Annotated in this window: 19 protein-coding genes and 1 tRNA gene; 10 read left to right on the top strand and 10 right to left on the bottom strand. The window is 62.2% G+C overall.

Going from position 1 to position 23,502, the window contains the following annotated elements; all coding sequences use genetic code 11:
- Both metW and ACSZOQ_RS14715 read left to right on the top strand, forming a co-directional pair.
- The gene (gene metW, locus ACSZOQ_RS14720) at positions 1–678 is read left to right on the top strand and encodes a methionine biosynthesis protein MetW (RefSeq protein ID WP_439923204.1); all 678 of its coding nucleotides are present in this window, start codon (positions 1–3) and stop codon (positions 676–678) included.
- Between the two features lie 328 nt (positions 679–1,006).
- Complete coding sequence (locus ACSZOQ_RS14715) at positions 1,007–1,597, top strand: TIGR02594 family protein (protein ID WP_439923203.1); 591 nt, start codon at positions 1,007–1,009, stop codon at positions 1,595–1,597.
- A gap of 163 nt (positions 1,598–1,760) precedes the next feature.
- Here the strand turns inward: ACSZOQ_RS14715 and ACSZOQ_RS14710 are convergent, their stop codons facing one another.
- Positions 1,761–2,546 carry an MOSC domain-containing protein gene (locus ACSZOQ_RS14710; protein ID WP_439923202.1) on the bottom strand — a complete coding sequence of 262 codons (786 nt, stop codon included), beginning with the start codon at positions 2,544–2,546 and terminating at the stop codon, positions 1,761–1,763.
- A gap of 224 nt (positions 2,547–2,770) precedes the next feature.
- Here ACSZOQ_RS14710 and clpB point away from each other — a divergent pair, with 224 nt between their 5' ends.
- From clpB to metB, 4 genes are all read left to right on the top strand, one after another.
- On the top strand, positions 2,771–5,407 hold the full coding sequence (gene clpB, locus ACSZOQ_RS14705) for an ATP-dependent chaperone ClpB (RefSeq protein ID WP_439923201.1): 2,637 nt from the start codon (positions 2,771–2,773) through the stop codon (positions 5,405–5,407).
- 537 nt (positions 5,408–5,944) lie between these two features.
- Positions 5,945–7,783: an assimilatory sulfite reductase (NADPH) flavoprotein subunit gene (locus tag ACSZOQ_RS14700; RefSeq protein WP_439923200.1), complete on the top strand. Its 1,839-nt coding sequence runs from the start codon at positions 5,945–5,947 to the stop codon at positions 7,781–7,783.
- Between the two features lie 10 nt (positions 7,784–7,793).
- Positions 7,794–9,524 (top strand): NADPH-dependent assimilatory sulfite reductase hemoprotein subunit, encoded by a 1,731-nt coding sequence (locus ACSZOQ_RS14695; RefSeq protein ID WP_439923199.1) that lies wholly within the window; start codon positions 7,794–7,796, stop codon positions 9,522–9,524.
- A gap of 210 nt (positions 9,525–9,734) precedes the next feature.
- Complete coding sequence (gene metB, locus ACSZOQ_RS14690; RefSeq protein ID WP_439923198.1) at positions 9,735–10,919, top strand: cystathionine gamma-synthase; 1,185 nt, start codon at positions 9,735–9,737, stop codon at positions 10,917–10,919.
- Positions 10,920–10,981: 62 nt separating this feature from the next.
- Here the strand turns inward: metB and ACSZOQ_RS14685 are convergent, their stop codons facing one another.
- The 9 genes from ACSZOQ_RS14685 to ACSZOQ_RS14645 form a co-directional block, all read right to left on the bottom strand.
- Positions 10,982–12,091 (bottom strand): ATP-dependent DNA helicase, encoded by a 1,110-nt coding sequence (locus tag ACSZOQ_RS14685; RefSeq protein WP_439923197.1) that lies wholly within the window; start codon positions 12,089–12,091, stop codon positions 10,982–10,984.
- A gap of 112 nt (positions 12,092–12,203) precedes the next feature.
- Complete coding sequence (gene flbD / locus ACSZOQ_RS14680) at positions 12,204–13,583, bottom strand: sigma-54-dependent transcriptional regulator FlbD (protein WP_439923196.1); 1,380 nt, start codon at positions 13,581–13,583, stop codon at positions 12,204–12,206.
- Positions 13,584–13,629: 46 nt separating this feature from the next.
- On the bottom strand, positions 13,630–13,980 hold the full coding sequence (gene fliN, locus ACSZOQ_RS14675; protein ID WP_439923195.1) for a flagellar motor switch protein FliN: 351 nt from the start codon (positions 13,978–13,980) through the stop codon (positions 13,630–13,632).
- A gap of 17 nt (positions 13,981–13,997) precedes the next feature.
- Positions 13,998–14,627 (bottom strand): FliH/SctL family protein, encoded by a 630-nt coding sequence (locus ACSZOQ_RS14670; protein ID WP_439923194.1) that lies wholly within the window; start codon positions 14,625–14,627, stop codon positions 13,998–14,000.
- Complete coding sequence (gene fliG, locus ACSZOQ_RS14665; protein WP_439923193.1) at positions 14,627–15,715, bottom strand: flagellar motor switch protein FliG; 1,089 nt, start codon at positions 15,713–15,715, stop codon at positions 14,627–14,629. The genes ACSZOQ_RS14670 and fliG overlap by 1 nt, the downstream gene beginning before the upstream one ends.
- A gap of 6 nt (positions 15,716–15,721) precedes the next feature.
- A complete protein-coding gene (fliF, locus tag ACSZOQ_RS14660) occupies positions 15,722–17,344 on the bottom strand; it encodes a flagellar basal-body MS-ring/collar protein FliF (RefSeq protein ID WP_439923192.1) in 1,623 nt (540 codons plus the stop codon).
- A 180-nt stretch (positions 17,345–17,524) separates the two neighbouring features.
- Positions 17,525–17,800, bottom strand: coding sequence for a CtrA inhibitor SciP (gene sciP, locus ACSZOQ_RS14655; RefSeq protein ID WP_002714638.1), 276 nt, complete (start codon positions 17,798–17,800; stop codon positions 17,525–17,527).
- A gap of 207 nt (positions 17,801–18,007) precedes the next feature.
- A complete protein-coding gene (locus ACSZOQ_RS14650) occupies positions 18,008–18,700 on the bottom strand; it encodes a flagellar hook assembly protein FlgD (RefSeq protein ID WP_439923191.1) in 693 nt (230 codons plus the stop codon).
- Between the two features lie 10 nt (positions 18,701–18,710).
- On the bottom strand, positions 18,711–20,354 hold the full coding sequence (locus ACSZOQ_RS14645; RefSeq protein WP_439923190.1) for a flagellar hook-length control protein FliK: 1,644 nt from the start codon (positions 20,352–20,354) through the stop codon (positions 18,711–18,713).
- A gap of 339 nt (positions 20,355–20,693) precedes the next feature.
- Between ACSZOQ_RS14645 and mnmA the strand changes: the two genes are divergently transcribed.
- From mnmA to ACSZOQ_RS14625, 4 genes are all read left to right on the top strand, one after another.
- Positions 20,694–21,896 (top strand): tRNA 2-thiouridine(34) synthase MnmA, encoded by a 1,203-nt coding sequence (mnmA, locus tag ACSZOQ_RS14640; protein ID WP_439926082.1) that lies wholly within the window; start codon positions 20,694–20,696, stop codon positions 21,894–21,896.
- Between the two features lie 22 nt (positions 21,897–21,918).
- Positions 21,919–22,557: a class I SAM-dependent methyltransferase gene (locus tag ACSZOQ_RS14635; RefSeq protein ID WP_439923189.1), complete on the top strand. Its 639-nt coding sequence runs from the start codon at positions 21,919–21,921 to the stop codon at positions 22,555–22,557.
- 50 nt (positions 22,558–22,607) lie between these two features.
- Positions 22,608–22,955, top strand: a complete 348-nt coding sequence (locus tag ACSZOQ_RS14630; protein ID WP_439923188.1) for a hypothetical protein — start codon at positions 22,608–22,610, stop codon at positions 22,953–22,955.
- A gap of 109 nt (positions 22,956–23,064) precedes the next feature.
- Positions 23,065–23,141: transfer RNA gene (locus tag ACSZOQ_RS14625), tRNA-Met, on the top strand.
- Positions 23,142–23,502 lie beyond the last annotated feature (361 nt).

The following is a 23,502-nucleotide window of genomic DNA, read 5'->3' as shown; positions in this document are numbered from 1 at the left end:
ATGAGCGTAGAGCAACCGATCCTGCCGCTGAATGACGTCGTGCCGCCGGAGGGCGGCCGCTATCGCAGCGACCATCTTCTGCTAGCCGAGATGATCGAGCCCAATTCAAAGGTGCTGGACGTTGGCTGCGGCGACGGCGACCTCTTGCAGCTGCTCGAGACGCGCGGCATCGACGGCCGCGGCATCGAGCTATCGCGCGAGGGCGTCAATCGCTGCGTCGCCAAGGGCCTCGCGGTGGTGCAGGGCGATGCCGACACCGACCTCGTCAACTATCCCGACGACGCCTTCGACTATGTGATCTTGTCGCAGACGCTGCAGGCGACGCGGCAACCGAAGGTCGTACTGGAAAATCTGTTGCGGATCGGCCGCCGCGCCATCGTGTCGTTCCCGAATTTTGGCTACTGGAAGATGCGGATTCAGTTGTTGATCGGCGGCCACATGCCGCGCACCGATAACCTGCCGGCGACGTGGTACGACACGCCGAATATCCATTTCTGCACCATCAAGGATTTTGTCCAGCTTTGCGACGAGATCAACGTCAAGATGGAACGCGCGGTCGCGCTCGATCTTCACGGCCGGCCGTTGCGCTTCAACGCGCCGTGGTGGTTCTGGAATATGTTCGGGGAGCAGGGCGTGTTTCTGCTCAGCCGGGCGGAGGATCAGATTGGCGTCAGGTAGCGGTGGACGGTGTGACGTCGTTTTCGGCCAAATGAGCGGACCCGCCAAGCTCTGATTCGGTGTCAGATCAGAGGCGTGACGTAGCCACGTCAATCTCCGGCGCTAACTCTCCACAGAGATAAATTATAATTATAAAACATATAGTTAGACTGTTTATCTGGCTGATTTCAACCGGACGCATTGCTGCTATGCGTTAAACGCAATGCAGGTATGACTTCCAAATCCCTAACGCCCATGGTTTCAAGGCGCCGCGTTTTCCCAGCACATCATAATCGCGGATTTACCGTGAACCGTGCGGGGAAGTGGGAGGTGTTACAGGGGAGCAGGTATGTTTCAGTTAGTTGCGTTGCGCTGGTTGCCGCGTATTTTGGCACTGGCGGTGTGTTCGTTGGTGGTCGTCGCATTCGCGACCCCAGCTTCTGCCAGGCCTCATCATCGTTCAGGACATCACGCACACGGTCATCACCACAAACATCATCATCACGCTCGCCGGCACCACCGGTATCACCATCACAGGCACCGTCACACGTCGCGCTCGGATGCGGATGAAACCGGATTTTCGGGCGGGGGCTTCGGGTCGAATGTCGTCTCCGAAGCACGGCGCTACATCGGTGGCAATCCGACCGGCCGCAGCCGGCTCTGGTGCGCGCGCTTCATGAACATGGTTCTGAATCGCTCTGGCCACAAAGGTACGGGCTCCGACATGGCAAGTTCCTTCGCGCATTATGGGCGGCGGGTCTCCGGCCCGGAGGTTGGCGCCATCGCTGTCATGGGTCGACGCGGCGGCGGCCATGTCGGTGTCGTCAGCGGTATCGATCGGCGTGGTAATCCCATTATCGTCTCGGGCAATCACGGCCATCGCGTCGCGGAATCGGTCTATCCGCGCGGCCGCATCTACGCCTACGTCGTGCCGAACTGAGGCATGTGGTGCCGGTTCGCCCTCTCCTTTGCAGGAGAGGGGTTTCAGTGAACGAGGAAGGGTGGGGCACGTTTTGACGGGCTCCCGCGCTTTCGCCACTGACGTCATCCGTGCGGCCTCCTGCGGCGGAGCAGGAGAAGAAGGATGAACCGCGGTCTCTCATTTACGCGAGCGATTCCGGAAGCGTTTCGACCCTATCGTCGATCCTGATGGTGCCGCCGGTGACGACTTCCGCATAGATCCCGCAATCGCAATGCCTCAGCGTTCGCATCAGCGTGCGCGGAATGTCGAGGTCGCGAACTGCTGTCTCCGGGTCGACGTTGGTGGCCGTGCATCGGACGATGCGCTTGACCACCTTGAGCCGCGTGTCGCCAATCGCGAGCGTGCGCTCGAGCAGGTCGAGTTCGCTCCAGGCTGGCCAGCCACGGACGTAAACGTTGGCGCGGAAACGTAGCGGGTGAACCGGCTGCCCGACCATGGTCTCGATGGCGGCGACGCTGTCGAGGTTGATAATCGAGACCACCTTCCTTGCGACGTCCGAAAAGCTGTGTCCATCGCCGACGAGAACCTTTGGCGGTCCCTTCAGTTCCTGCGTAAAGTTGGCGGCGAAGAACCGTTCGGCTGCGGCGCGGCCCTCGGCCGTTCCGAGGTCGGCGCGCACTGCTTCCTCACCGTCGGTGTGGATGGTGAGTGTCCGGCTGGCGTCATCGTAGCGGCTGCGGAGCGCCGCGAGCCGCTCATCGCGCATCAGCATCAAGAACCGGGACTTTGGAAAATACCGAGGCGCGGCCGGGTCGAAACCGGTGGGACCGTTTTCGATGGCATAGCTGCGGTCGCCGGGAACGGTCTTGCCGGGGCTCAGGACCGCCTGGGGCAAGGCTTCAGCAGACAGGCCCTTGACGGGATAGCGGTAGAGGGCGGCGACGGCCGCATCCGGGATAGCAGACATAAGCTTCCTTAAGGGATTTGAGACGGCCATGCCATCGTCTTTGAAAATCCGGCCCGACACCCTTCATTTCCTGGGAGCGTATTCCTACATTTGCCACAAGCTGGATCGACGATCCGGGGTGCTGACTGCTGCCGGTTGAGGAACGTCAACGCGGCCAGCGGAAACCCAATGAAGATGTTGCTTCTGTGCCTTCGGGGCAGGGGCGGCAGGCTGAGGGAGATCTCATGAATATTGAAAAGTATACCGAGCGAGTGCGCGGCTTCATTCAGTCGGCGCAATCACTGGCGGCGCGCGAAGGCCACCAGCAATTTACGCCGCTCCATGTCCTGAAGGTGCTGCTCGACGACAGCGAAGGTCTGGCGGGAAGCCTGATTGATCGCGCCGGCGGCAACTCGCGCGCGATCCTGAAGGCGACCGAAGCCGCGCTTAACAAGATGCCGAAGGTGTCAGGCGCCGGCGCGGGCCAGATCTATCTGGCGCCGGCAACGGTGCGCGCGTTCGATGCAGCGGAACAAGCGGCCGAGAAGGCGGGCGACAGCTTCGTCACCGTGGAACGGCTGTTGCAGGCCCTATTGCTCGACAAGGACAGCGACGCCCCCAAGTTACTGAAGGACGGAGGTGTCACGCCTCAAAACCTCAACGCGGCGATCAACGCGCTGCGCAAGGGACGGACCGCGGACAGCGCCACGGCGGAAAACGCCTATGACGCGCTGAAGAAATATGCCCGCGATCTCACGCAGGCGGCGCGCGACGGCAAGCTCGATCCGGTGATCGGCCGCGACGAGGAAATCCGCCGCACGATCCAGGTGCTGTCACGTCGCACCAAGAACAATCCGGTGTTGATCGGTGAGCCCGGCGTCGGCAAGACCGCGATCGCGGAAGGCTTGGCGCTGCGCATCGTCAACGGCGACGTGCCGGAAAGCCTCAAGGACAAGAAGCTGCTGGCGCTCGATCTTGGGTCGCTGATCGCAGGCGCGAAATACCGCGGCGAGTTCGAGGAGCGGCTCAAGGCGGTGTTGCAGGAAGTGACGTCGGCCGCCGGCGGCATCGTCCTGTTCATCGACGAGATGCACACATTGATCGGCGCCGGCAAGGCCGATGGCGCCATGGACGCGTCGAACCTGCTGAAGCCGGCGCTGGCGCGCGGAGAGCTGCATTGCGTCGGAGCGACCACGCTCGACGAGTACCGCAAGCATGTCGAAAAGGACGCGGCACTGGCGCGGCGCTTCCAGCCGATCTTCGTGTCCGAGCCGACGGTCGAGGACACCGTCTCGATCCTGCGCGGCCTCAAGGACAAGTACGAACAGCATCACGGCGTCCGTATCGCCGACAGCGCGCTGGTCGCGGCCGCTACGCTGTCCAACCGTTATATCACCGACCGCTTCCTGCCCGACAAAGCGATCGACCTCGTCGACGAAGCGGCAGCGCGGCTAAAGATGCAGGTCGATTCCAAGCCGGAAGAACTCGACTCGCTCGACCGCGAGATTGTGCGGCTGAAGATCGAGCAGGAGGCGCTGAAGAAGGAGAACGACCTCGGTTCCAGGACGCGCCTCGAGAACCTCGAGAGGGAGCTGGTCGATCTGGAGAAGCGGTCGGCCGATCTGACCTCGCGCTGGAACGCCGAAAAGAACAAGTTGTCGGATGCTGCCAGGCTCAAGAGTGAGCTGGATCAGGCGCGGATCGAACTTGCTAACGCCCAACGTAGCGGTGAATACCAGAAAGCCGGCGAACTGGCCTATGGGCGGATTCCGGAGCTTGAAAAGCGTCTCACCACCATCGAGGCCGGTGAAGACAGCACGATGATGAACGAGACAGTGACGCCGGACAGCATCGCTCAGGTGGTGTCGCGCTGGACCGGCGTTCCCGTCGACAAGATGCTTGAGGGCGAGAAGGAAAAGCTGCTCCGCATGGAGGAAAGTCTTGCGGCGCGTGTCGTGGGACAGTCTGAGGCGGTGCGCGCGGTCGCAACCGCAGTACGGCGCGCCCGCGCGGGCCTGCAGGACCCCCACCGGCCGATGGGCTCGTTCATGTTCTTAGGGCCAACCGGCGTCGGCAAGACCGAACTGACCAAGGCGCTCGCCGCCTACCTGTTCGACGATGAGACCGCGATGGTCCGCATCGACATGTCCGAATACATGGAGAAGCACTCGGTGGCGCGGCTGATCGGCGCACCCCCGGGCTATGTCGGCTACGAGGAAGGCGGTGCGTTGACCGAGGCGGTGCGGCGGCGGCCCTATCAGGTCGTGCTGTTCGACGAGATCGAGAAGGCGCATCCCGATGTGTTCAACGTGCTGCTGCAGGTGCTCGACGACGGCCGGTTGACCGACGGTCAGGGCCGCACGGTGGATTTCCGCAACACCTTGATCATCATGACATCGAACCTCGGTTCTGAATTCCTGGTCAACCAGCCCGAGGGGGAGGATAGCGACGCGGTACGCGAGCAGGTGATGGGGATGGTGCGCGCGCACTTCCGTCCTGAATTCCTCAACCGCGTCGATGAGATCATCCTGTTCCATCGGTTGCAGAAGAGTGAAATGGGCCGGATCGTGGAAATCCAGTTCGCCCGGCTGCAAAAGCTGCTGGAAGACCGCAAGATCGTGCTCGATCTCGATACTGCGGCCCGCGACACGTTGGCCGAGAAAGGCTGGGATCCTGCCTATGGCGCGCGCCCGCTCAAGCGCGTGATCCAGCGCAACGTGCAGGACCCGCTCGCCGAAATGATCCTGGCGGGCAAGATCCACGACGGCGACCATGTCGCGATTTCGGTGAGAGACGGCATGCTCACGTTCAATGGCGAGCCACCGCAGACCGCGGACATCGAGCAGTTCGAACCGCGGGTGCCGAAGCGCAAGCTGCACTGACCCGTCGACGCACGCGTTTTAACCCTTCCTGCATCGCAGGAAGGGTTAAGCATGTCCGTCGCTATTTCCGATGTTCCGTTGATTTCGAAGTTCGGTTTTCAACGATTGTTGGTCGATGCCGCGCGCGGAAAGTAAGAGCATCCATTCACGCGAGCCATGCCGATATCCGTGTCGCAACGATCGATAGCGACAAATTGCTGATCCCCTCGTTCCGCTGAAATAATTCCCCATCCTGCAAGGCCAGCGTGGTTACTCTTTCCTGCATCGACGCAAGGTAAAACGGCCGACACGCTGGTGCCGATTTCGAGCGTCCTGGGCACTCTCCCGCAATGCTAAAAATGAGCGCGACAATGAAATATTCGTTTCGCTCCTGACGCTCGCGGAAGGGTAATATTCTTTTTTTCAATAACGCATTGTTTTCTCTGTCAAACCAGACCTATTCAGTAAGCAGAATTGTCGAAAATGGTGCGGCTCGACCCGACCTGTGAAGCGTAAATCGCGGCGGCCGGCAGTTCGCTCCCCGAGGTTTTGCTTGCGATGACAAAATTGGAATTTCCAGGCTCAGCGCTCACGACGGATCAGTGGACGCAGGTCAACCAGCTTGCGACGTCTCTCAGCAATGAGCAGGCGATCTGGATCAGCGGCTATTTCGCTGGTCTCAGCCATCGGGCACGGACTGGCGCAGCGGCAGCGGATGTGGCGGAGCTTGCGCCGCCTTCGCAGAGCGGCCTCGCCGCGGCACCCGCGACGCGGCTGTTGACGGTCCTGTTCGCCAGCGAGACTGGAAACAGCAAGGCTCTCGCCAAAACGCTTGTCGACAAAGCCGCAGCCAAAGGCATCGAGGTGCGTCTGGCCGATATGGCGGACTACAAGACGCGCGGCCTCAAGGACGAGCAGGATCTGCTCGTCATCACAAGTACTCATGCTGAGGGTGATGCGCCGCAGACCGCTGTGGGCTTTTTCGAATTTCTGGAAAGCCGCAAGGCGCCCAAATTGCCGCAGTTGCGCTACGCAGTGCTGGCGCTGGGCGATTCGACCTACGAAAAATACTGCGAGGCAGGCAAGCGGGTTGACCGACGACTCGAGGAGTTGGGCGCGCAGCGCCTCGCCGATCGCGTCGATTGCGATGTCGATTACGAGGATGCTGCAGATGCCTGGATAGCATCGGTCGTCGCCAACCTTGCGCCATCAGCGCCAAAGTCGGGCGTTGCTCCGGCATCGGTGGCTGCGGCACAGGGCCGTGCACCGGCGTCCGCGACATTCGACAAGAAGCATCCGTTTCAGGCCGCGGTCATCGACAATATCGTGCTGACCGGGCGGGGATCTTCCAAGGAGACCCGTCATATCGAGTTGTCGCTGGCGGACTCCGGGTTGATCTATCAGCCCGGCGACGCGCTCGGCATCGTGCCGCGCAACGATCCGGCACTCGTCGACGCCGTGCTGGAGAAGCTGTCGCTGTCAGCCGACGCCCCGGTCACGGTGAAGCAGAATACGACAAGCCTGGGGGAGGCGCTGAGTGGGACGTTCGAGATCACGGCGCTGACGCCGCGTTTTCTCGATCATTGGGCTGACATCACGGGGGCCGCCGAACTACAGGCGTTGCGCTCGCCTGATCAGAAGGAAGCCCGCGCAGCGTTTCAGCACAACCACCACATTCTCGACGTTGTCAGCCGGTTTCCGGCGTCCGGTATCGATGCCGCGCAATTCGTCGCCGGCCTTCGGCCGTTGCAGCCGCGGCTCTACTCAATCGCCTCGAGCCTTGCCGCCGCCCCCGACGAGGTGCATCTCACGGTCAGCACGGTGCGCTACATGCTGCACGACCTGCCGCGCGCCGGTGTTGCCTCGAGCTATCTCGCCGCGCAAACCGAGGCTGATGCCACGATTCCGGTCTATATCCAGTCCAACGATCATTTCCATCTGCCGGACGACGACGTGCCGATCCTGATGATCGGCGCCGGCACCGGTGTGGCGCCGTACCGTGCCTTCATGCAGGAGCGGGAGGCGCGGGGCGCGTCCGGCCGCTCCTGGCTGTTTTTCGGTGAGCGCAATTTCCGCAGCGACTTCCTCTATCAGGTCGAGTGGCAGGAGTTGCTCAAGAATGGCGTCTTGAGCCGGCTCGATCTCGCCTTTTCGCGCGACGCCGCGCCGAAGACCTATGTGCAGGATCGCCTGCGCCGCCAGGGCCGCGATGTCTATGCGTGGCTCGAGGAGGGCGCGTATCTCTATGTCTGCGGCGACAGCGCGCATATGGCACCTGACGTTCATGCGGCGCTTACCGATATTGTTGCCGAGCACGGTAGCCTCGACCGCGACGAGGCGGGCGCCTATCTCTCGGCGCTGCAGCGCGATCGCCGCTACCGGCTCGACGTGTATTGAGGCTAGTTTGATGGATGTGAAGGCTGAGCCCGATCGCAGCCGCGATGTTTCCCAACCCCTCGACAAACTCGGGCCGGACGAAACGCTGAAAGCTAACAGCGACTATCTGCGCGGCACGATCAAGCAGAGTCTGGCCGACGACATCACCGCAGCTGTGACGGCCAGCGACGGCAAGCTGATGAAGTTCTTCGGCATCTATCAGCAGGATGACCGCGACATTCGTGATGAGCGACGGCGGCAGAAGCTGGAATCGGCGTTTTCCTTCATGGCGCGTGTGCGCCTGCCGGGCGGAATCTGCAGCCCAAGCCAGTGGCTGAAGCTCGACGAGCTCGGACGTAAATACGCCGGCGACACGTTGCGTCTGACCACGCGGCAGACGTTTCAACTCCATCGCGTGATGAAGCACGACTTGCGCACCGTGATCCAGGGGCTGCGCGACGTCCTGCTCGACACCAAAGCGGCCTGCGGCGACGACACCCGCGGCGTGATGTGCACGGTCAATCCCGACCTGTCGAAACTGCACGCCGAAGTCTATGCGCTTGCCAACCAAGCGAGCGACCATGCCGTTCACAGGACCGGCGCCTACAAGGAAATCTGGTACGACGCCGAGCGCGAGGAAACGGATGGTCCGGAGGAGCCGTTCTACGGACGCACCTATATGCCCCGGAAATTCAAGATCGGCTTCGCGATCCCGCCGAGTAACGATATCGATGTCTACGGCCAGGATCTCGGCTTCATCGCCATCGCGCGCCGCGGCAAGCTGAAAGGCTTCAACGTGGCCATCGGGGGTGGCCTTGGCCGGACCGATCAGGCACCGAAGACCTATCCGCGTCTCGCAAGCGTCATCGGCTATATCGACGCCGACAAGCTGTTTCCAACGATCGACGCGGTGATGTCGGTCCAGCGCGACTACGGCGACCGTCTCGATCGACTGCACGCCCGGTTCAAATACACCATCGACGAAAAGGGGATCGACTGGATCAAAGCAGAGGTCGAACGCCGTCTCGGCTTCGCACTCAGCCCTGAGCAGCCTTACACTTTCACCTCGAACGGCGATGCGCTTGGCTGGGTCAAGGGCGACGACGGTCGCGAGCATTGCATCCTGTTCATCCAGAACGGCCGCGTCATCAATACGCCGGACCATCCGATGATGGATGGCTTGCGCGCCATTGCGCAAGTCCACAAGGGCATGTTCCGCATTACGCCGAACCAGAACCTCATCATTTCCGACATTGCCACCGAGGATCGGCCGGCCATCGAGGCGTTGATGAAGAAATACGGCCTCGATCAGTTCGAGACCCGCAGCGGCTTGCGCCTCAATTCGATGGCCTGCGTCGCGCTACCGACCTGCGGTCTGGCGATGGCTGAAAGCGAACGCTATCTGCCCGATCTCGTCACCAAGATCGAAGCCATCCTCAATGCCAACGGGCTCAAGGACGACCCGATCACCATCCGCATGACCGGATGCCCGAATGGCTGTGCGCGGCCTTATATCTCCGAGATAGGCCTGACCGGCCGCGCTCCAGGCAAGTACAATCTCTATCTCGGCGGCGGCTTCCACGGCGAGCGGCTCAACAAGATGTATCTCGAGAATGTTGGCGAGCCTGCGATTCTCGAAGCGCTCGACAAGACGCTCGGCCACTATGCCCGCGACCGCAAACCCGGCGAACACTTCGGCGACTTTACCATTCGCGCGGGTTATGTCGTCGAGGTGAAGGAGGGGCGGTTCTTCAACGACTGAACGTGGCCGGATGAGCCTTCGTTCAAAACGGGAAAACACCGCGCTACGTCCAATTCCGCTCAAGCTTCTTGCGACCCTGCAACGGAAGTTGCAGAGGGTCCGTGGGAGCGTTTATGTTTCGGTCGAAGTCCCTTAAATATGGACGGCCAACCGCGAGATCCCGGACGGGATCGTGCGCCCTCGCATTTTCATCGAAAGCCCCCGAACGTCATGTCCGACTCTACGAATCTGAAAACGGTCGCGGCCGCAAACGGCATCGCGACGGAGGATAATTTCGGAGCGGTGACGCCGCCGATCTGTCTGTCGAGTACGTTCACCTGGCCCGGTTTCGGGCGCAAGGGTCCGCACGAATACACCCGCACCAGCAACCCCACCCGGACGTTACTGGCGGATACCCTCGCCAAGCTCGAGGGTGGCGCAGGCGCGGTGGTGGTGTCCTCGGGCATGGCCGCGATCGATCTGGTGCTGTCGCAACTGTCACGCGATGACATTGTGATGGTGCCGCATGACTGTTACGGCGGCACCCACCGCCTGCTGGTGAACCGTCGCGACCGCGGCCACTTCAGGGTGGCCTTTGTCGACCAGAACGATGCGGCTGCGCTGGCTTCAGCATTCCACGACAAGCCAAGACTCGTCCTGATCGAGACCCCGAGCAATCCTCTGATGCGCATCGTCGACATTCGGGCGATTGTCGCGCTGGCCAGAGCGGCTGGCGCCAAGGTCGTCGTCGACAATACGTTTCTGTCGCCCGCGCTGCAGCGACCGATCGCGCTCGGTGCGGATTTCGTCGTTCACTCGACGACGAAATATCTCAACGGCCACTCGGACATGGTCGGTGGCGCCGTGGTCGCGGCCGATGCCACTGATGCCGAGGCGCTGGCGGCCTGGGCCAATATCATCGGCACCACGGGCGCGCCGTTCGATTCCTATCTGGCGCTTCGCGGTATTCGCTCATTGTTTCCGCGCATGGAGTGGCAGCAGCGCAGCGCGCAAGCGATTGCCGAGTTTCTTCTCAAGCATCCCCTTGTGGCCGCGTGCCACTATCCGGGATTGCCAACGCATCCGGGCCATGCCCTCGCCAAGGCCCAGCAATCCGGCTTTGGCGCCATGCTCAGCTTCGAGCTGAAAGGAGGCGACGCGGAGGCCGGCCGCTTTGTCGAGGCCGTCCGGCTTTTCAGTCTGGCGGAGTCGCTCGGCGGCACCGAGAGCCTGGTGGCTCATCCCGCGACGATGACCCATGCCAGCATGTCGGAGGAAGCGCGCAAAGCCGCCGGCATCACCTGCGGTCTCATACGGCTTTCAATCGGCCTCGAGGATACCGCCGATTTGATCGCCGACTTGGAACGAGCTCTTGCTGCAATCGATGGATCGGCTCGTTCAAAAGCGAGCGTCTGAACCGCCACGCCATAGACGCCGGCAGGTCAAAAAGCGATAAGGATGTATTGCGGCGTTCGCCGCTACATCACGACGCTCAGCCGCTTCGCGGCGCGGGTGATGCCGGTGTAGAGCCAGCGCGCGCGGCTGTCCTGAAACGCGAAGCTCTCGTCGAACAGCACGACGTCGTCCCATTGCGAGCCCTGCGACTTGTGCACCGTCAGGACATAGCCGTAGTCAAACTCGTCGTAGGGCTTGCGCTGCTCCCACGGAATGTCCTCGATGCCGCCGGCGAAGCAGTCCTGCCGCACCGAGACTTTGGTCACCTTGTGCGCGAATTCCTCGTCGGGCGACAGTCGCATCGTGATGATCTTCGATTTCGAGGCCGCGCGCGACTTCACGCGCCACAGGCCACCGTTGAACAGCGCCTTCTTGCGATTGTTGCGCAGGCAGACCAGCTTGTCGCCGGCCACCGGTAACGGATCTTCGATGTTCTGCCGTTGGCGGAATCGCATATTGTAGGAACGGCGGGTGTTGTTGCGCCCGACAAGCACCTGATCGGCATCCATCACGCGCGACGGATCGAGCTCGCTGCGCGAGATCACCTCGCTTTCGCCGTAGCGGCCGATGTCGAGTTCGCGCCCCTCACGAACGTCCATCGACATCCGCACGATCGGATCGTCCTGGGCCTGACGATGAACCTCGGTCAGCATCGCATCGGGCTCGGCATTGGTGAAGAAGCCGGCGCCCTGAATCGGCGGCAACTGCGCGGGATCGCCCAGCACCAGCAGCGGACAGTCGAACGACATCAGGTCGCGACCGAGTTCCGCATCCACCATGGAGCACTCATCAATGACGATGAGCTTGGCCTTAGAAGCAGGCGCATCGTCCCACAACTCAAAACTCGGCTGCTCCTCACCGGATTCGCGGGCGCGATAGATCAACGAGTGAATCGTCGATGCGCTGTCGCAGCCCTTGTTGCGCATCACCAGCGCGGCCTTGCCGGTGAAGGCTGCGAACTTGACCTCGCCGTCGACGTCATCGGCGATGTGGCGCGCCAGCGTGGTCTTGCCGGTGCCGGCATATCCGAACAGGCGGAATACCTGCGGCGTGCCGTTTTTGCCGGGTTTGGCTTTCAGCCAGTCGGCGACGGCTTTCAGCGCTGTATCCTGATGCGGCGTGAAGGAGGTCATGAGTCTCGAAGGATGACGGAGCCTGCGAAGCGATGCAGCGACTCAACCTTCAAAACCTAACCATTCGTGGGGCGAGTGCAAGACGCATTGCTCTCGCGGTGGACTCGGTTTGTCAGGGCGTTGCGACGAACGCGCGATGATCGCTGTTGCCGGCGGGCGTGATCGGGATACCGCCATCGGCATATTCGTTGAGCTTGTTGCGCAGCGTTCGGATCGAGATGCCGAGAATGTTCGCGGCATGGGTCCGGTTGCCGAGACAATGTTTCAGCGTTTCGAGAATCAGGTCGCGTTCGACGTCGGCCACGGTGCGGCCGACCAGTGCCCGCGTCACCTGCTCGGCGGCGAGCGTGGCATGGGCGACGGCGGGTGCTGTCTTGGCCAGGTCGAGACGGTTGCCGTCCGGCGTCAGAATCGCGTCCACGCCGATTTCATCGCCGCTCGCCATCAGAACCGCGCGGTGAATAGTATTCTCAAGCTCGCGGACGTTGCCTTGCCAGCGGTTCGTCGTCAGCACGCGCCGCGCGTCCGCCGCAACCGGACGCACCGGCACGCCGTTGGCCTCGGCATATTTCTTCGCGAAATGCTGCGCCAGTTCGAGAATGTCGGCAGGACGCTCGCGCAGCGGCGGAATCTTCAGGTTGACGACGTTAAGGCGAAACAGCAGATCCTCGCGAAAGGTTCCCTCACGCACAGCGTCCGCAAGGTTACGGTTCGAGGTGGCGACGATGCGGATATCGACCGGCACCGGCCTGGTGCCGCCGACGCGGTCGATCACGCGCTCCTGGATGGCGCGCAGCAGCTTGGATTGCAGGCGAACGTCCATTTCGGAAATTTCGTCGAGCAGTAGCGTGCCGCCGGTGGCCTCCTCGAATTTGCCGATGCGGCGCGCGACCGCTCCGGTGAATGCGCCCTTCTCATGGCCGAACAGTTCGGATTCCAGGAGATGCTCCGGGATCGCCGCGCAATTGATCGAGATGAACGGCCGCTTGGCACGGTTCGAGCGGGTATGCACGTAGCGCGCCAGCACCTCCTTGCCGGTGCCGGATTCGCCCGTGATCATGACCGAGGCGTCGGAGCACGCGATCTGCTGCGCCAGCTTGATGACCCTGGCCATCGCCTCGTCGCGGTAGATGAGATCGCGGGAATCATTCGCCACGGCGGCGAGCACCGCGGCGATCAGCTCCGGATCAGGCGGCAGCGGGATGTATTCCTTGGCGCCGGCATGGATCGCAGCGACGGCGGCTCGCGCGTCGTTGGTGATGCCGCAGGCGACAATCGGGACGTGAATGTGTTCCGCCTCGAGTCGGGTCACGAGGTCGCGGATATCGAGGCCGACATCCACCAGAAGGAGATCGGCGCCCTTGCCGCCGCGGAGCACGGCCATGGCCTGGTCGTTGCCGTCCGCGTGGGTGACGGAGGCGCCATTGTCCATGGCGATCTTGGTGGCGGTTGTGAGTTGGCCCTTCAGTGTGCCAACGATGAGAAGCCGCATGATCTGCTCCTGTTATGTGTTCCGGCTCGCGGCGGTCGACCCGCCGTCAGGCCTTTTCGGCCTTGATGATTTCGGTCATGGTCACGCCGAGCTTGTCCTCCACGAGAACGACCTCGCCGCGCGCCACAAGCCGGTTGTTGACGTAGATGTCGATGGCCTCGCCGACACGCCGGTCGAGTTCCAGAACGCTGCCGGGCCCGAGCTTGAGAAGCGCGCCGACATCCATCTTGGAGCGGCCGAGCACAGCGGACACCTGAACCGGAACGTCGAACACCGCTTCGAGATCGGACGCGACCCGCGTCACCTGTTCGTCCTCGCTGTATCCGACGTCATCGACCGCCGGCGCATCGGCGGCGTTGAGGTCGGGAAGCGGCACCTGGGTGTCGTTATCGCTCATTGTGCGTCCCTATACCCTCAGTGGTTGTCGTTCGATTTGCGTGACGTCATGTAGCCGCGCACCAGTTCGTCGATCTTGGCGTCGATGGTCGCGCGTTCCAGCACGATTCCGCCGTCAGCCCATTCGATCTGGCAGTCGCCCGTCCCGATATCTGGCTCTGCGAGTATGACGAGCCGTCCAGCGAACCCGCATTGTTTGGCGATGCGTTCGACTTGCTCGCGCGCCGCGTCGTAGAGTTGATCGTTGATCCGCACCACGAGATGCGGCGTCGACACCAGATGCCGGAAGCTGTCGCAGACCAGCGTGGTCATTTCCGCCAACGGTTCGGCCGCGATCAGCTCGCTGCATAGCTTGCGCGCGACCGCGACGGCGACATCGACCGCCTCGGTCTCCATCCGCGTTTCGACGCCCGCGAAGCGTTGGGCGATTCCCTTGATGCCAGCGGCGATATCCTCGATCGCCAGCGCCATGCGCCGGTCGCTCTGCACCTTGGCTTCGCGCTGCGCGGCATCGAACCCGTTCTGATATGCCTGGGCTTCCGCGGCTGCGATCTGCTGCGCGATCTCAGGGGCTGTCGGTGCCCGCTCCCTGGATTTATGCGGAACCGAGAAGTCCGTATCGAACAGGAATTTTGCCGGAGCGTTCATCAGTACACCAGCTCGTCGTCGGCGCGGTTTTTCGACAGCATGATTTCGCCCTTGGCAGCGAGGTCCTTGGCGAGATTGACCAGCAGCGCCTGCGCCTCGTCGACGTCGCGCAGCCGGACCGGCCCAAGCGCCGCCATGTCGTCCATCAGCATCTTCGCGGCGCGCGATGACATATTGCCCATGAAGAAGGCGCGAACCTCTTCGTTGGCGCTTTTCAGCGCAATGCCGAGCTTATCCTTGTCGACGTGGCGCATCAGGGTCTGTGCCGAGCCTGCGTCGAGTTTTACGAGGTCGTCGAACGTGAACATCAGCGCCTTGATGCGTTCGGCGGATTCGCGGTTCTCTTCTTCCAGCGAGGTGATGAAACGGGTCTCGGTCTGACGGTCGAAGTTGTTGAAGATTTCCGCCATCACCTCGTGGGCGTCGCGGCGGCGGGTCTGCGACAGGTTGGACATGAATTCGCTGCGCAGCGTCTGCTCGACGCGCTCGATCACTTCCTTCTGCACCGCTTCCATCTTGAGCATGCGGCCGACCACGTCGAGCGCCATGTCCTCGGGCAGGATGGCGAGCACCCGCGCGGCATGTTCGGGTTTCAGCTTCGACAGCACAACCGCAATGGTCTGCGGATATTCGTTCTTGAGGTAGTTCGCGAGAACCTCTTCCTGAACGTTGGACAGCTTCTCCCACATGTTGCGGCCTGCAGGTCCCCGGATTTCATCCATGATTCCGCTCACCCGGTCGCCGGGGAGGTATTGAGTCAGCAGCCGCTCGGTCGCATCGAAATTGCCCATCAGGGCGCCCGAAGCTGACATCCGTGACACGAATTCAAGCAGCAGATCTTCGACCACATCAGCCTCGACCGTGCCGAGCGTGGACATCGCCAGCGACAGATCGCGGACCTCGTCGTCGTCCAGCATGGCCCAGACCTTGCCGCCGTACTGCTCGCCCAGCGCCAGCATCATCACAGCCGCCCGTTTCGGCCCACTCATAGGCTTGGACTTGGGACGGTTGCTCTGACGGCTCGCAAGCGAGGCGACGACGCTGGCAATGTCGTTGGCGTTTGTGGCGGTGGTTTGAGGTACGGCCATGTCAGATCACGCGGGCTCAGCAAGCCATTGACGGATGATGGAAGCGGTTTCGGCAGGATTGCGCTCGGCGAGTTCGCCGACCCGATGCACCGACTGGGCGTGGACCTGCCCCTGCACCTGGGCAACGTCGATCAGTTGCGCGGTGGCGTTGCTGCTGGGAACGAGATTTTGCCCGGTTGCGCCGGCTTGGGCGTTGGCGTCAGTCGGTGCCGGCAGAGCCGACGGCGCGGCGATGGCCGGGGCAGGATCGGACGCCAGGATACGGCGGACCAGTGGCCGGATGACCATGAATGTCACCACGAGGCCGAGCAACATCATGACCGCGAGTTCGATGACGTACATCACGTCGTCTTTTGTGAATTGCATCATTCCCAGCAAACCGGCCGGCTCAGCGAGCGGCACGACAGCGGGCGGCTCGGCGAATTTGAGGTTGACGACCTCGACCTGGTCGCCGCGCTTCTGGTCGAAGCCGATGGCTGAGCGCACCAGCGTTGCGATGCGGTCGAGCTGGTCCTTGCTGCGCTCCGCATAGACCATCTGGCCCTTGTCATCCTTGGTATAGGTGCCATCGACGAGAACGGCGACCGAGATGCGATTGACGCGGCCGGCCTCGGTCACCTCGGTCTTGGTGGTGCGGGAGATTTCGTAGTTGTTGGTCTCTTCGCTCTTTTTGCTCTGGTCGCGCGCAGGGCTTGTATTGTCCGATTGTTGATTGCCGGGCAGTTCGTTGTTGACCGTAACCTGGCCGTTGTTGTCGGCGGTGACAGAGGATTCCTCGCGGGTCTGGCTGGATCGCAGCACCCGGCCTTCCGGATCGAACTTGTCCGAGGTCTGGGTGATCTTATTATAATCGAAGTCGGCGGAGAGCTCGACGCGCGTACGGCCGCTTCCGACCACCGACGAAACGATCGCCTCGACCTGATTGCGCATGCGCTTTTCGAATCCGGCGCGCCGCTCGTCTCCGGACAGGCCATCGGCGTCGGTCCCCGAGCCATCGGCGAGCAACTGTCCGGCTTCATCTACAATGGACACCCGCTGCGGCTTCAGCCCGTTGACGGCTGAGGCGACGAGATGGCGGATGGCGCGGATCTGCTGCGGTTCCAGGCCGCCGCGAACGCGCAGCACGATCGATGCAGAAGGCTGTGGCGCTTCGCGAGAGAACAGCGGCCGCTCGGGTAGCACCAGATGGACGCGGGCATCCTGGATGCGGTCGATGGCGCGGATGGTACGGGCGAGTTCGCCCTCCAGCGCGCGCAGGCGATTGATGTTCTGGACGAAGCTGGTGGTGCCAAGCGCGTCGGATTTGTCGAAGATCTCATAGCCGACCCCGCCGCCCTTGGGCAGTCCGGCCTCGGCGAGCTTCATCCGCAGCCGCGTCACTTTGTCCTTCGGCACCATGATCACAGCGCCGTCGTTTCGCAACTCGTAGGGAATTGCCTGACGTTCGAGGTCCTTGATGATTCCAGAGGAGTCCTCGACGCTGAGGTCGGTAAAGAGAGTCGTCATCTGCGGGGTCGTGACGCGCACGATGACGAACGCAAAGAAGCCGATCAGCACAGCGGTGACGGCGACCATCGCCATCAACCGTGATGCGCCCAGGCCTTTTAGGAATGCCAGCAGACCTTGCAACGAACCAGCCCCTCGGATTCGGCCATGGACAAGCCGACTCGGCAAATATTGCCTATGGTATGGTTTCGATATGGTTAACGGCGGTTAAGACCCGTGACGAAATTGCTGAACGGCAAAAACCGGCCTTCTGAAAGAAGGCCGGTTTTCTGAAAATCTGAAATATTTGGTGAGAGGCGCGCCTTACTGGCGATATTGCTGAATACGGGTGGTGCGCAGCCCGGCCAGGCCATGCTGGTCGATCGAGAACTGCCACGACAGAAATTCATCGACGGTCAGCGTGTAGCGGCTGCAAGCCTCCTCAAGGGAGAGCAGTCCGCCACGTACCGCAGCAACGACCTCGGCCTTACGGCGGATCACCCACCGTTTGGTCCCGGGTGCCGGCAGATCCGCGATCGTTAACGGGCTGCCGTCGGGCCCGATGACGTATTTCACCCTCGGGCGATGGGGTTCTGTCATGGCGTACTCACAAACTCTCAACCACTGAACTCACCGAGGAAGCTACGCCCCGTGGCTTAAAATTTGCCTAAGCCCAAGGCTTCAATACGATTCTCCTTCGAATAGCCGTTCCGGAAACGGCACCGCGCCGCCGTTGGGGTGGCGCGGACCGGTCATATTAATAAGCGGGAAGACTGTGTGGTGCCGACGCCGTCGAACTGCGCTGGGTCAGTTCACGATGCGCTTGATCTGGCTGATCGTGTAGGTCTGCCCGCCGATCGACAGCAGCGGCGGCGACTGGGTCAGATCAACGGAATTCACCTGGCCTTGAATCTGCGTCGAGACCGTGACTGGATTGCCGGACGCATCGGCGGCTGTCGCGGTCAGCGTGTATTTGCCGTCGGGCCATTGTGTGCCGTCATTGCCGAGGCCGTTCCAGGAGAAAACCTGATTGTCGCCGGCATTGACACCGTAGGAGCCCGAGAAGACGTTCTGACCGGTGCTGCTCGCGATGTTGACGGTGAGTGTCGAGGCGGTCGGGATGCTGAGCTGCCATGTCGCCGCCTTGTCGGTCATGGTGGCGGTGCTGCCGTCGACAACGGCATTCTTGCCGACGAAATCCAGGGCCTGCGTTGCCTGCGCGGTCTGCTGCAGGGAGACGAGGCTCGTGAGCTGGTCGTTGGTCTTTAACTGTTGTTCGACGCCGGCGAACTGCACGAGCTGCTGGGTGAATTGATTGGTGTCCAGCGGATCGAGCGGGTTTTGATTCTGCAATTGCGTCGTCAGCAGCGTCAGGAAGGTCTGGAAGTTGCCAGCTAGCGTGCCGTCGGTCGACGTCGATGAGCTTGAGGAGGAGGAAGCAGGCAGCTGTGTCGTGCCCGACACCACCTGCTGAACCGCGGAACCAACTGAGGTCGTCATCTCCGTCTCCTTAAACCCTGATGTCGAGACCGCTGCTCGATCCGAGCATGCGGCCATAGGTTCGCCCGGCAGTCGCCACGGGAACGATGTTGTCCTCTTCGGTCACGATCACGCGCTGCGCGTTGCGGCCGGTATCGTCGCGCGCGGTCTGGCCCTGTGAGGACTGATCGCGCAGGCTGAATTGCAGACCGCCGTCGCCGGTCTTCAGGCCCGCGTCCTGCAGCGCGCGCTGGAGCTGCGGCGCATCCTGTCGCAGCATTGCAAGGGTTTCCGGCTTCTCGACCGTCAGATGGGACGTGACCCGGCCCTGGCGATCGACGTCGAGACGGACATCGATGCGGCCGAGATCAGCCGGATCGAGCCGAATTTCGAAGCGACTCTTGCCGCTCAGGGCGGTGACCGCGATCTGGACCGCGAGTCCATTCAGCGGTACCGCCGCGCCGGCTGCGATCGCGACATTGTACTGCGGTGTCACCGGCGTCGTCGCGGCGGTCGATTGTACCTGCGGCTGCGAAAGGGCGCTGTTGATGTTCTGCGCCTGGCCGCTGTCGGGCTGCCCCGGTTGTTGTTGCGGGACCGCTGCGTCGGTCGCCTGCGCGGAATGCTGCGGCGCTGCGGCACCCGGTTGCGTTGCAAGCGTACCGGTATCGGACGCGGTGGTCTTTGTGCTGTCGGTGGCGACGGCATCGTGCTTGTGATCGCCGGGAGTGGCGTCGTGCGGCGCGACGGGATTGCCGGATGCGGCGGACGTTGCTGTTACGTCCGAGGCTATCGGTCCGGGCTGCAATCCGGTCATGGCCGATGCTGCCGTCTTGCCCGGCTGCGCGTTGTCCGGCGTCTTTGCGGTCGCCTTCGTGGAGGGCGGTGTGGCTGCGGCGACGACAGCCGCCAAGGCATCGCTGGTCTGCATGGCGGTTGTTTGTGCGGCCTTTAGGGTATCAGGCGGGACTGTCGCCCCCTGGACGATTGCCGCCGTAGTCGCCGTGGTATCGGCGGCGATGGCCGGATTGGAACTGGTGTCCGCGGGCGTGACGTGAGTTGCGGAAACCGCTTGGGCCGACAACACCTCAGCAACTCCGGTTGATGCGGTCGCCGAATCGGCGGCTGCGGCTGCGGTAGGCACGGTGGTTGCCGATAGCGTGGCCGCGACGGGGGGCGTGACCGGAACGGCAACCGCAAGCGGTATTGTGACGGGTTGCGGTGCGGCGGTCGGGTCCGCCGTTGTGACGTCCGAGGCCATCAGCTTGGGGTCAGAACCGTCTTTCGTCGAGGCGACGTCGGTGCTCTCGTGTTTGGCCCGATGGTGGTGTGTGGCGTTCGATGTGTCTGTACCCGCAGCGGGCTTCTGAATGCCGGTGCCCGGTCCTGCCGCCGAATTGGTCTGCGTCGGCCGGGCGGATGACGCCTCGGAGCCGCGCGTCTGTGCGTTGTCGTCGGCCGGCATGGTGCGATCCGGACGGGAGGCGCCGGGAAGCCGGTCAGGGCGCATATCGTGCTGATCGGACGAATTCGACGCCTGCACGGTTGAAGCCTGCGAGGCCTGTGCGTTGATATCGACCAGGGATTCAAACGTATCGCCCGTCGACGGATCGTCCCGCCCCGACCTCTGCCGCACGTTCGGGAGCGACACGCTGGTGGCGGTTTCTGATGTCACGCTAAACACAGGCAACCTCTCGCGATAGGGTTGCTAAATGAACAGCAAGGACCGGGCCATCATCCAGATTGAGAAGATAATCAACATATTCAATTAGTTATATGGATTATGCGGCGGCAGGCACAGCGACTTCGGCTGCTTGCTTTCTGCCCGGCGGCAAGATTTGCCGTCAATGGGTCGCCGTCATCCGGCCGTGATTGCCTCGCAGGAATACGGCCTATATTAAAGGGTGGTCTTTCAGTCGGCCCGACGGAGCGAAAACCCGCTTCCGAACACCGCGAAAGTCTCCGATCCGCAAGGCACGCGTGACCTTGCGAGGTCTCATGAATGACGGGATCAATGCTCAACAGTCTGGATCTGGAAGGCCGTCCTCAGGATACGCGGGTCGTGGTCGCCATGTCGGGCGGTGTCGACTCGTCGGTGACGGCCGCGCTGTTGAAGTCTGAAGGTTACGATGTCGTCGGAATAACTCTGCAACTTTACGATCATGGTGCTGCGACCCATCGCAAGGGAGCCTGCTGCGCCGGTCAGGACATTCATGACGCCCGCAATGTCGCCGAACGCCTCGGCATTCCGCACTACGTGCTGGACTATGAAAGCCGCTTCCGCGAAACCGTGATCGAGAATTTCGCTGACAGCTATGCGTCGGGCGAAACGCCGGTGCCCTGTATTGAGTGCAACCGTCTGGTCAAGTTCCGGGATCTTTTGGCGACCGCGCGCGAGCTTGGCGCGACAGCGCTAGCGACCGGTCATTACGTCGCCTCCCGCCGTCTGGCGGGCGGATCGCGTGCGCTGCTCTGCGCGGCGGATACGGATCGCGACCAGAGCTACTTCCTGTTCGCGACCACGCGCGAGCAACTCGATTTTCTGCGCTTTCCGCTCGGCGACATGACCAAGCCGCAGACCCGCGAACTGGCGCGGCGCTTCGATTTATCGGTTGCCGACAAGCATGACAGCCAGGATATCTGTTTCGTTCCGACCGGTCGCTACACCGATATCATCAGCCAGCTGAAGCCGAACGCGATGGAGCCCGGCGACATCGTCCATCTCGACGGGCATGTCATCGGCCATCACGAGGGCATCGTGCATTTCACCGTTGGGCAGCGCCGTGGTCTCGGCATTGCCTCCGGAGCGCCGCTTTACGTCTTGAGTCTCGATGCTGCTAACCGACGCGTAGTTGTCGGGCCGCGCGAAGCGCTGAAGATGCATCTTATCGTTCTGCGCGACGTGAACTGGATCGGTGACGGCGCACTCGATCGCGCTGTTGGCGCGGGACTTGAGCTGTTCGTACGGGTTCGTTCGACACGCAAGCCCCAGCCGGCGTGGCTGCGTGCTGTAGATGGCCGCTATGAGATTGAACTCGTGGCCGGCGAGGAGGGCGTATCGCCCGGTCAAGCCTGTGTCTTCTACGACGGACCGGAAGGGCAGGCGCGGGTTCTCGGCGGCGGATTCATCGCGCGCGCCATGGCGAAGCGCGCAAATGAAGCGGCAGCGCAGAATGGCGCGCCCGCGCAGCCCGTCGCCGCCGAATTGCGCGGGTAGACGTTCGGGGCACGCGGGGGGCATGGGCAACGACATCGACCGCGCAGGCGTTGCCAAGGCTTATGGCCGCTGGGCGCCGATTTATGATTTCGTGTTCGGCAAGGTATTCGATCCCGGCCGTCAATCCACGATCGCTGTCGCCGACACGATCGGTGGGCGTATCCTTGACGTCGGCGTCGGCACCGGACTGTCGCTTGCGGATTATGCGTCCACCACGAAACTTTATGGCGTCGATATTTCCGAACCGATGCTGCGCAAGGCGCAGCAGCGGGTGCGTTCACTCAATCTTACCAACGTCGAAACGCTGGCGGTGATGGACGCCAAACATCTTGCGTTCGCGGATTCGTTTTTCGATGCGGTGGTGGCGCAATTTGTCATCACCGCGGTGCCGGATCCCGAAGCGACGCTCGATGATTTTGTCCGCGTGCTGAAGCCGGGCGGTGAACTGATTCTGGTCAATCATATCGGCGCCGAGCGCGGACCCCGCCGTCTGTTTGAACTGGCATTTGCGCCGCTGGCCCGCCGGCTCGGCTGGCGTCCCGAATTTCCGTGGCAGCGTCTCGTGGACTGGGCTGCGAAGCACGGCGGCGTCACGCTTTTCGAGCATCGCCCGATGCCGCCGATGGGCCACTTCTCGCTGATCCGCTATCGCAAATCCTGATGGCGCCGGTTCCCTGCGGAACATCCGCTGCGGCCGTTCGTTGCCCTACCATGCGAAGGAAGATCACGTCCTTATTGATCGCGGTTGTTGCGTTCGCGGATACCGCTCTTGCGCAGGCTCCGCCGCCGCGGGCCACTCCGCCTGCCGGGACGGCGGCGCCTACTCCTGTTCCGAACTCGGCCAGCTGCGCCCCTCACGATGCGACCGCGCCGAATGCAACGACGACGGGCGAGGGCAGGCAGCAGCTTGGCGACAAGCTGGCAAAATCCGACGGCGTGCTGTGCCCGCCTGCGGGCGTCGATCCCGAAATCCGCGCGCCTACCCCGGAAGGCGGCAATACGCCAGTTATCCCCCCTCCCGGCAGTCCCGGCGGCGACCCCACCATACGGCCAAAATAAGCACCATCCAGCAATAAGCTGATATATCCGGCGGCTTTGCTTGACAGGCCCACGAGCGGCTTTTTATATGCCGCGCGTTCACACGGCTTCGGCCGACCATGAATGCCGTGGCGAGGTAGCTCAGCTGGTTAGAGCACGGGAATCATAATCCTGGGGTCGGGGGTTCGAGTCCCTCTCTCGCTACCAGAAAGCTCTATTGAATCAATCGCTTGATTGTCGCCAGCCGGATTGCGCGGGTTCGGCGGGGGCACGTAGCACATCGGTAGCGCTGCGCTGGGGGAGACAGCCGTCTAATCCTTGAGTTGGGCCCAGCATTCGAATCCTTCGATGTAGCGATCGTGATTCTAAATCCCCTCAAGTTGCGAATGGCTCCATGCGGTGCCTCCAAGGAATCGACCGCAGCCACAAGCGTGAACCTCAAGCATTCGATTGTGAAGTCGTCAGCGGGATAAACCTCAAAATCGCCCTGGCGTCATCTAGCAGTCTGCTGAAAAACCGCTCGCGCGTGCGAGAGTTTGCTGATTCGATTTTCATCGTGAATCGGTGG

This window comes from Nitrobacter sp. JJSN (assembly GCF_051912485.1).
In the GTDB taxonomy this organism is placed as follows: domain Bacteria; phylum Pseudomonadota; class Alphaproteobacteria; order Rhizobiales; family Xanthobacteraceae; genus Nitrobacter.
Note: the sequence above shows the minus strand (reverse complement) of the source record. Positions and strands in the feature narration are given on the sequence as shown.

Coding starts and splice junctions, on each gene's coding strand:
- metW (WP_439923204.1), top strand. CDS start 1: ATGAGCGTAGAGCAACCGATCCTGCCGCTGAATGACGTCGTGCCGCCG.
- ACSZOQ_RS14715 (WP_439923203.1), top strand. CDS start 1,007: ATGTTTCAGTTAGTTGCGTTGCGCTGGTTGCCGCGTATTTTGGCACTG.
- ACSZOQ_RS14710 (WP_439923202.1), bottom strand. CDS start 2,546: ATGTCTGCTATCCCGGATGCGGCCGTCGCCGCCCTCTACCGCTATCCC.
- clpB (WP_439923201.1), top strand. CDS start 2,771: ATGAATATTGAAAAGTATACCGAGCGAGTGCGCGGCTTCATTCAGTCG.
- ACSZOQ_RS14700 (WP_439923200.1), top strand. CDS start 5,945: ATGACAAAATTGGAATTTCCAGGCTCAGCGCTCACGACGGATCAGTGG.
- ACSZOQ_RS14695 (WP_439923199.1), top strand. CDS start 7,794: ATGGATGTGAAGGCTGAGCCCGATCGCAGCCGCGATGTTTCCCAACCC.
- metB (WP_439923198.1), top strand. CDS start 9,735: ATGTCCGACTCTACGAATCTGAAAACGGTCGCGGCCGCAAACGGCATC.
- ACSZOQ_RS14685 (WP_439923197.1), bottom strand. CDS start 12,091: ATGACCTCCTTCACGCCGCATCAGGATACAGCGCTGAAAGCCGTCGCC.
- flbD (WP_439923196.1), bottom strand. CDS start 13,583: ATGCGGCTTCTCATCGTTGGCACACTGAAGGGCCAACTCACAACCGCC.
- fliN (WP_439923195.1), bottom strand. CDS start 13,980: ATGAGCGATAACGACACCCAGGTGCCGCTTCCCGACCTCAACGCCGCC.
- ACSZOQ_RS14670 (WP_439923194.1), bottom strand. CDS start 14,627: ATGAACGCTCCGGCAAAATTCCTGTTCGATACGGACTTCTCGGTTCCG.
- fliG (WP_439923193.1), bottom strand. CDS start 15,715: ATGGCCGTACCTCAAACCACCGCCACAAACGCCAACGACATTGCCAGC.
- sciP (WP_002714638.1), bottom strand. CDS start 17,800: ATGACAGAACCCCATCGCCCGAGGGTGAAATACGTCATCGGGCCCGAC.
- ACSZOQ_RS14650 (WP_439923191.1), bottom strand. CDS start 18,700: ATGACGACCTCAGTTGGTTCCGCGGTTCAGCAGGTGGTGTCGGGCACG.
- mnmA (WP_439926082.1), top strand. CDS start 20,694: ATGCTCAACAGTCTGGATCTGGAAGGCCGTCCTCAGGATACGCGGGTC.
- ACSZOQ_RS14635 (WP_439923189.1), top strand. CDS start 21,919: ATGGGCAACGACATCGACCGCGCAGGCGTTGCCAAGGCTTATGGCCGC.
- ACSZOQ_RS14630 (WP_439923188.1), top strand. CDS start 22,608: ATGCGAAGGAAGATCACGTCCTTATTGATCGCGGTTGTTGCGTTCGCG.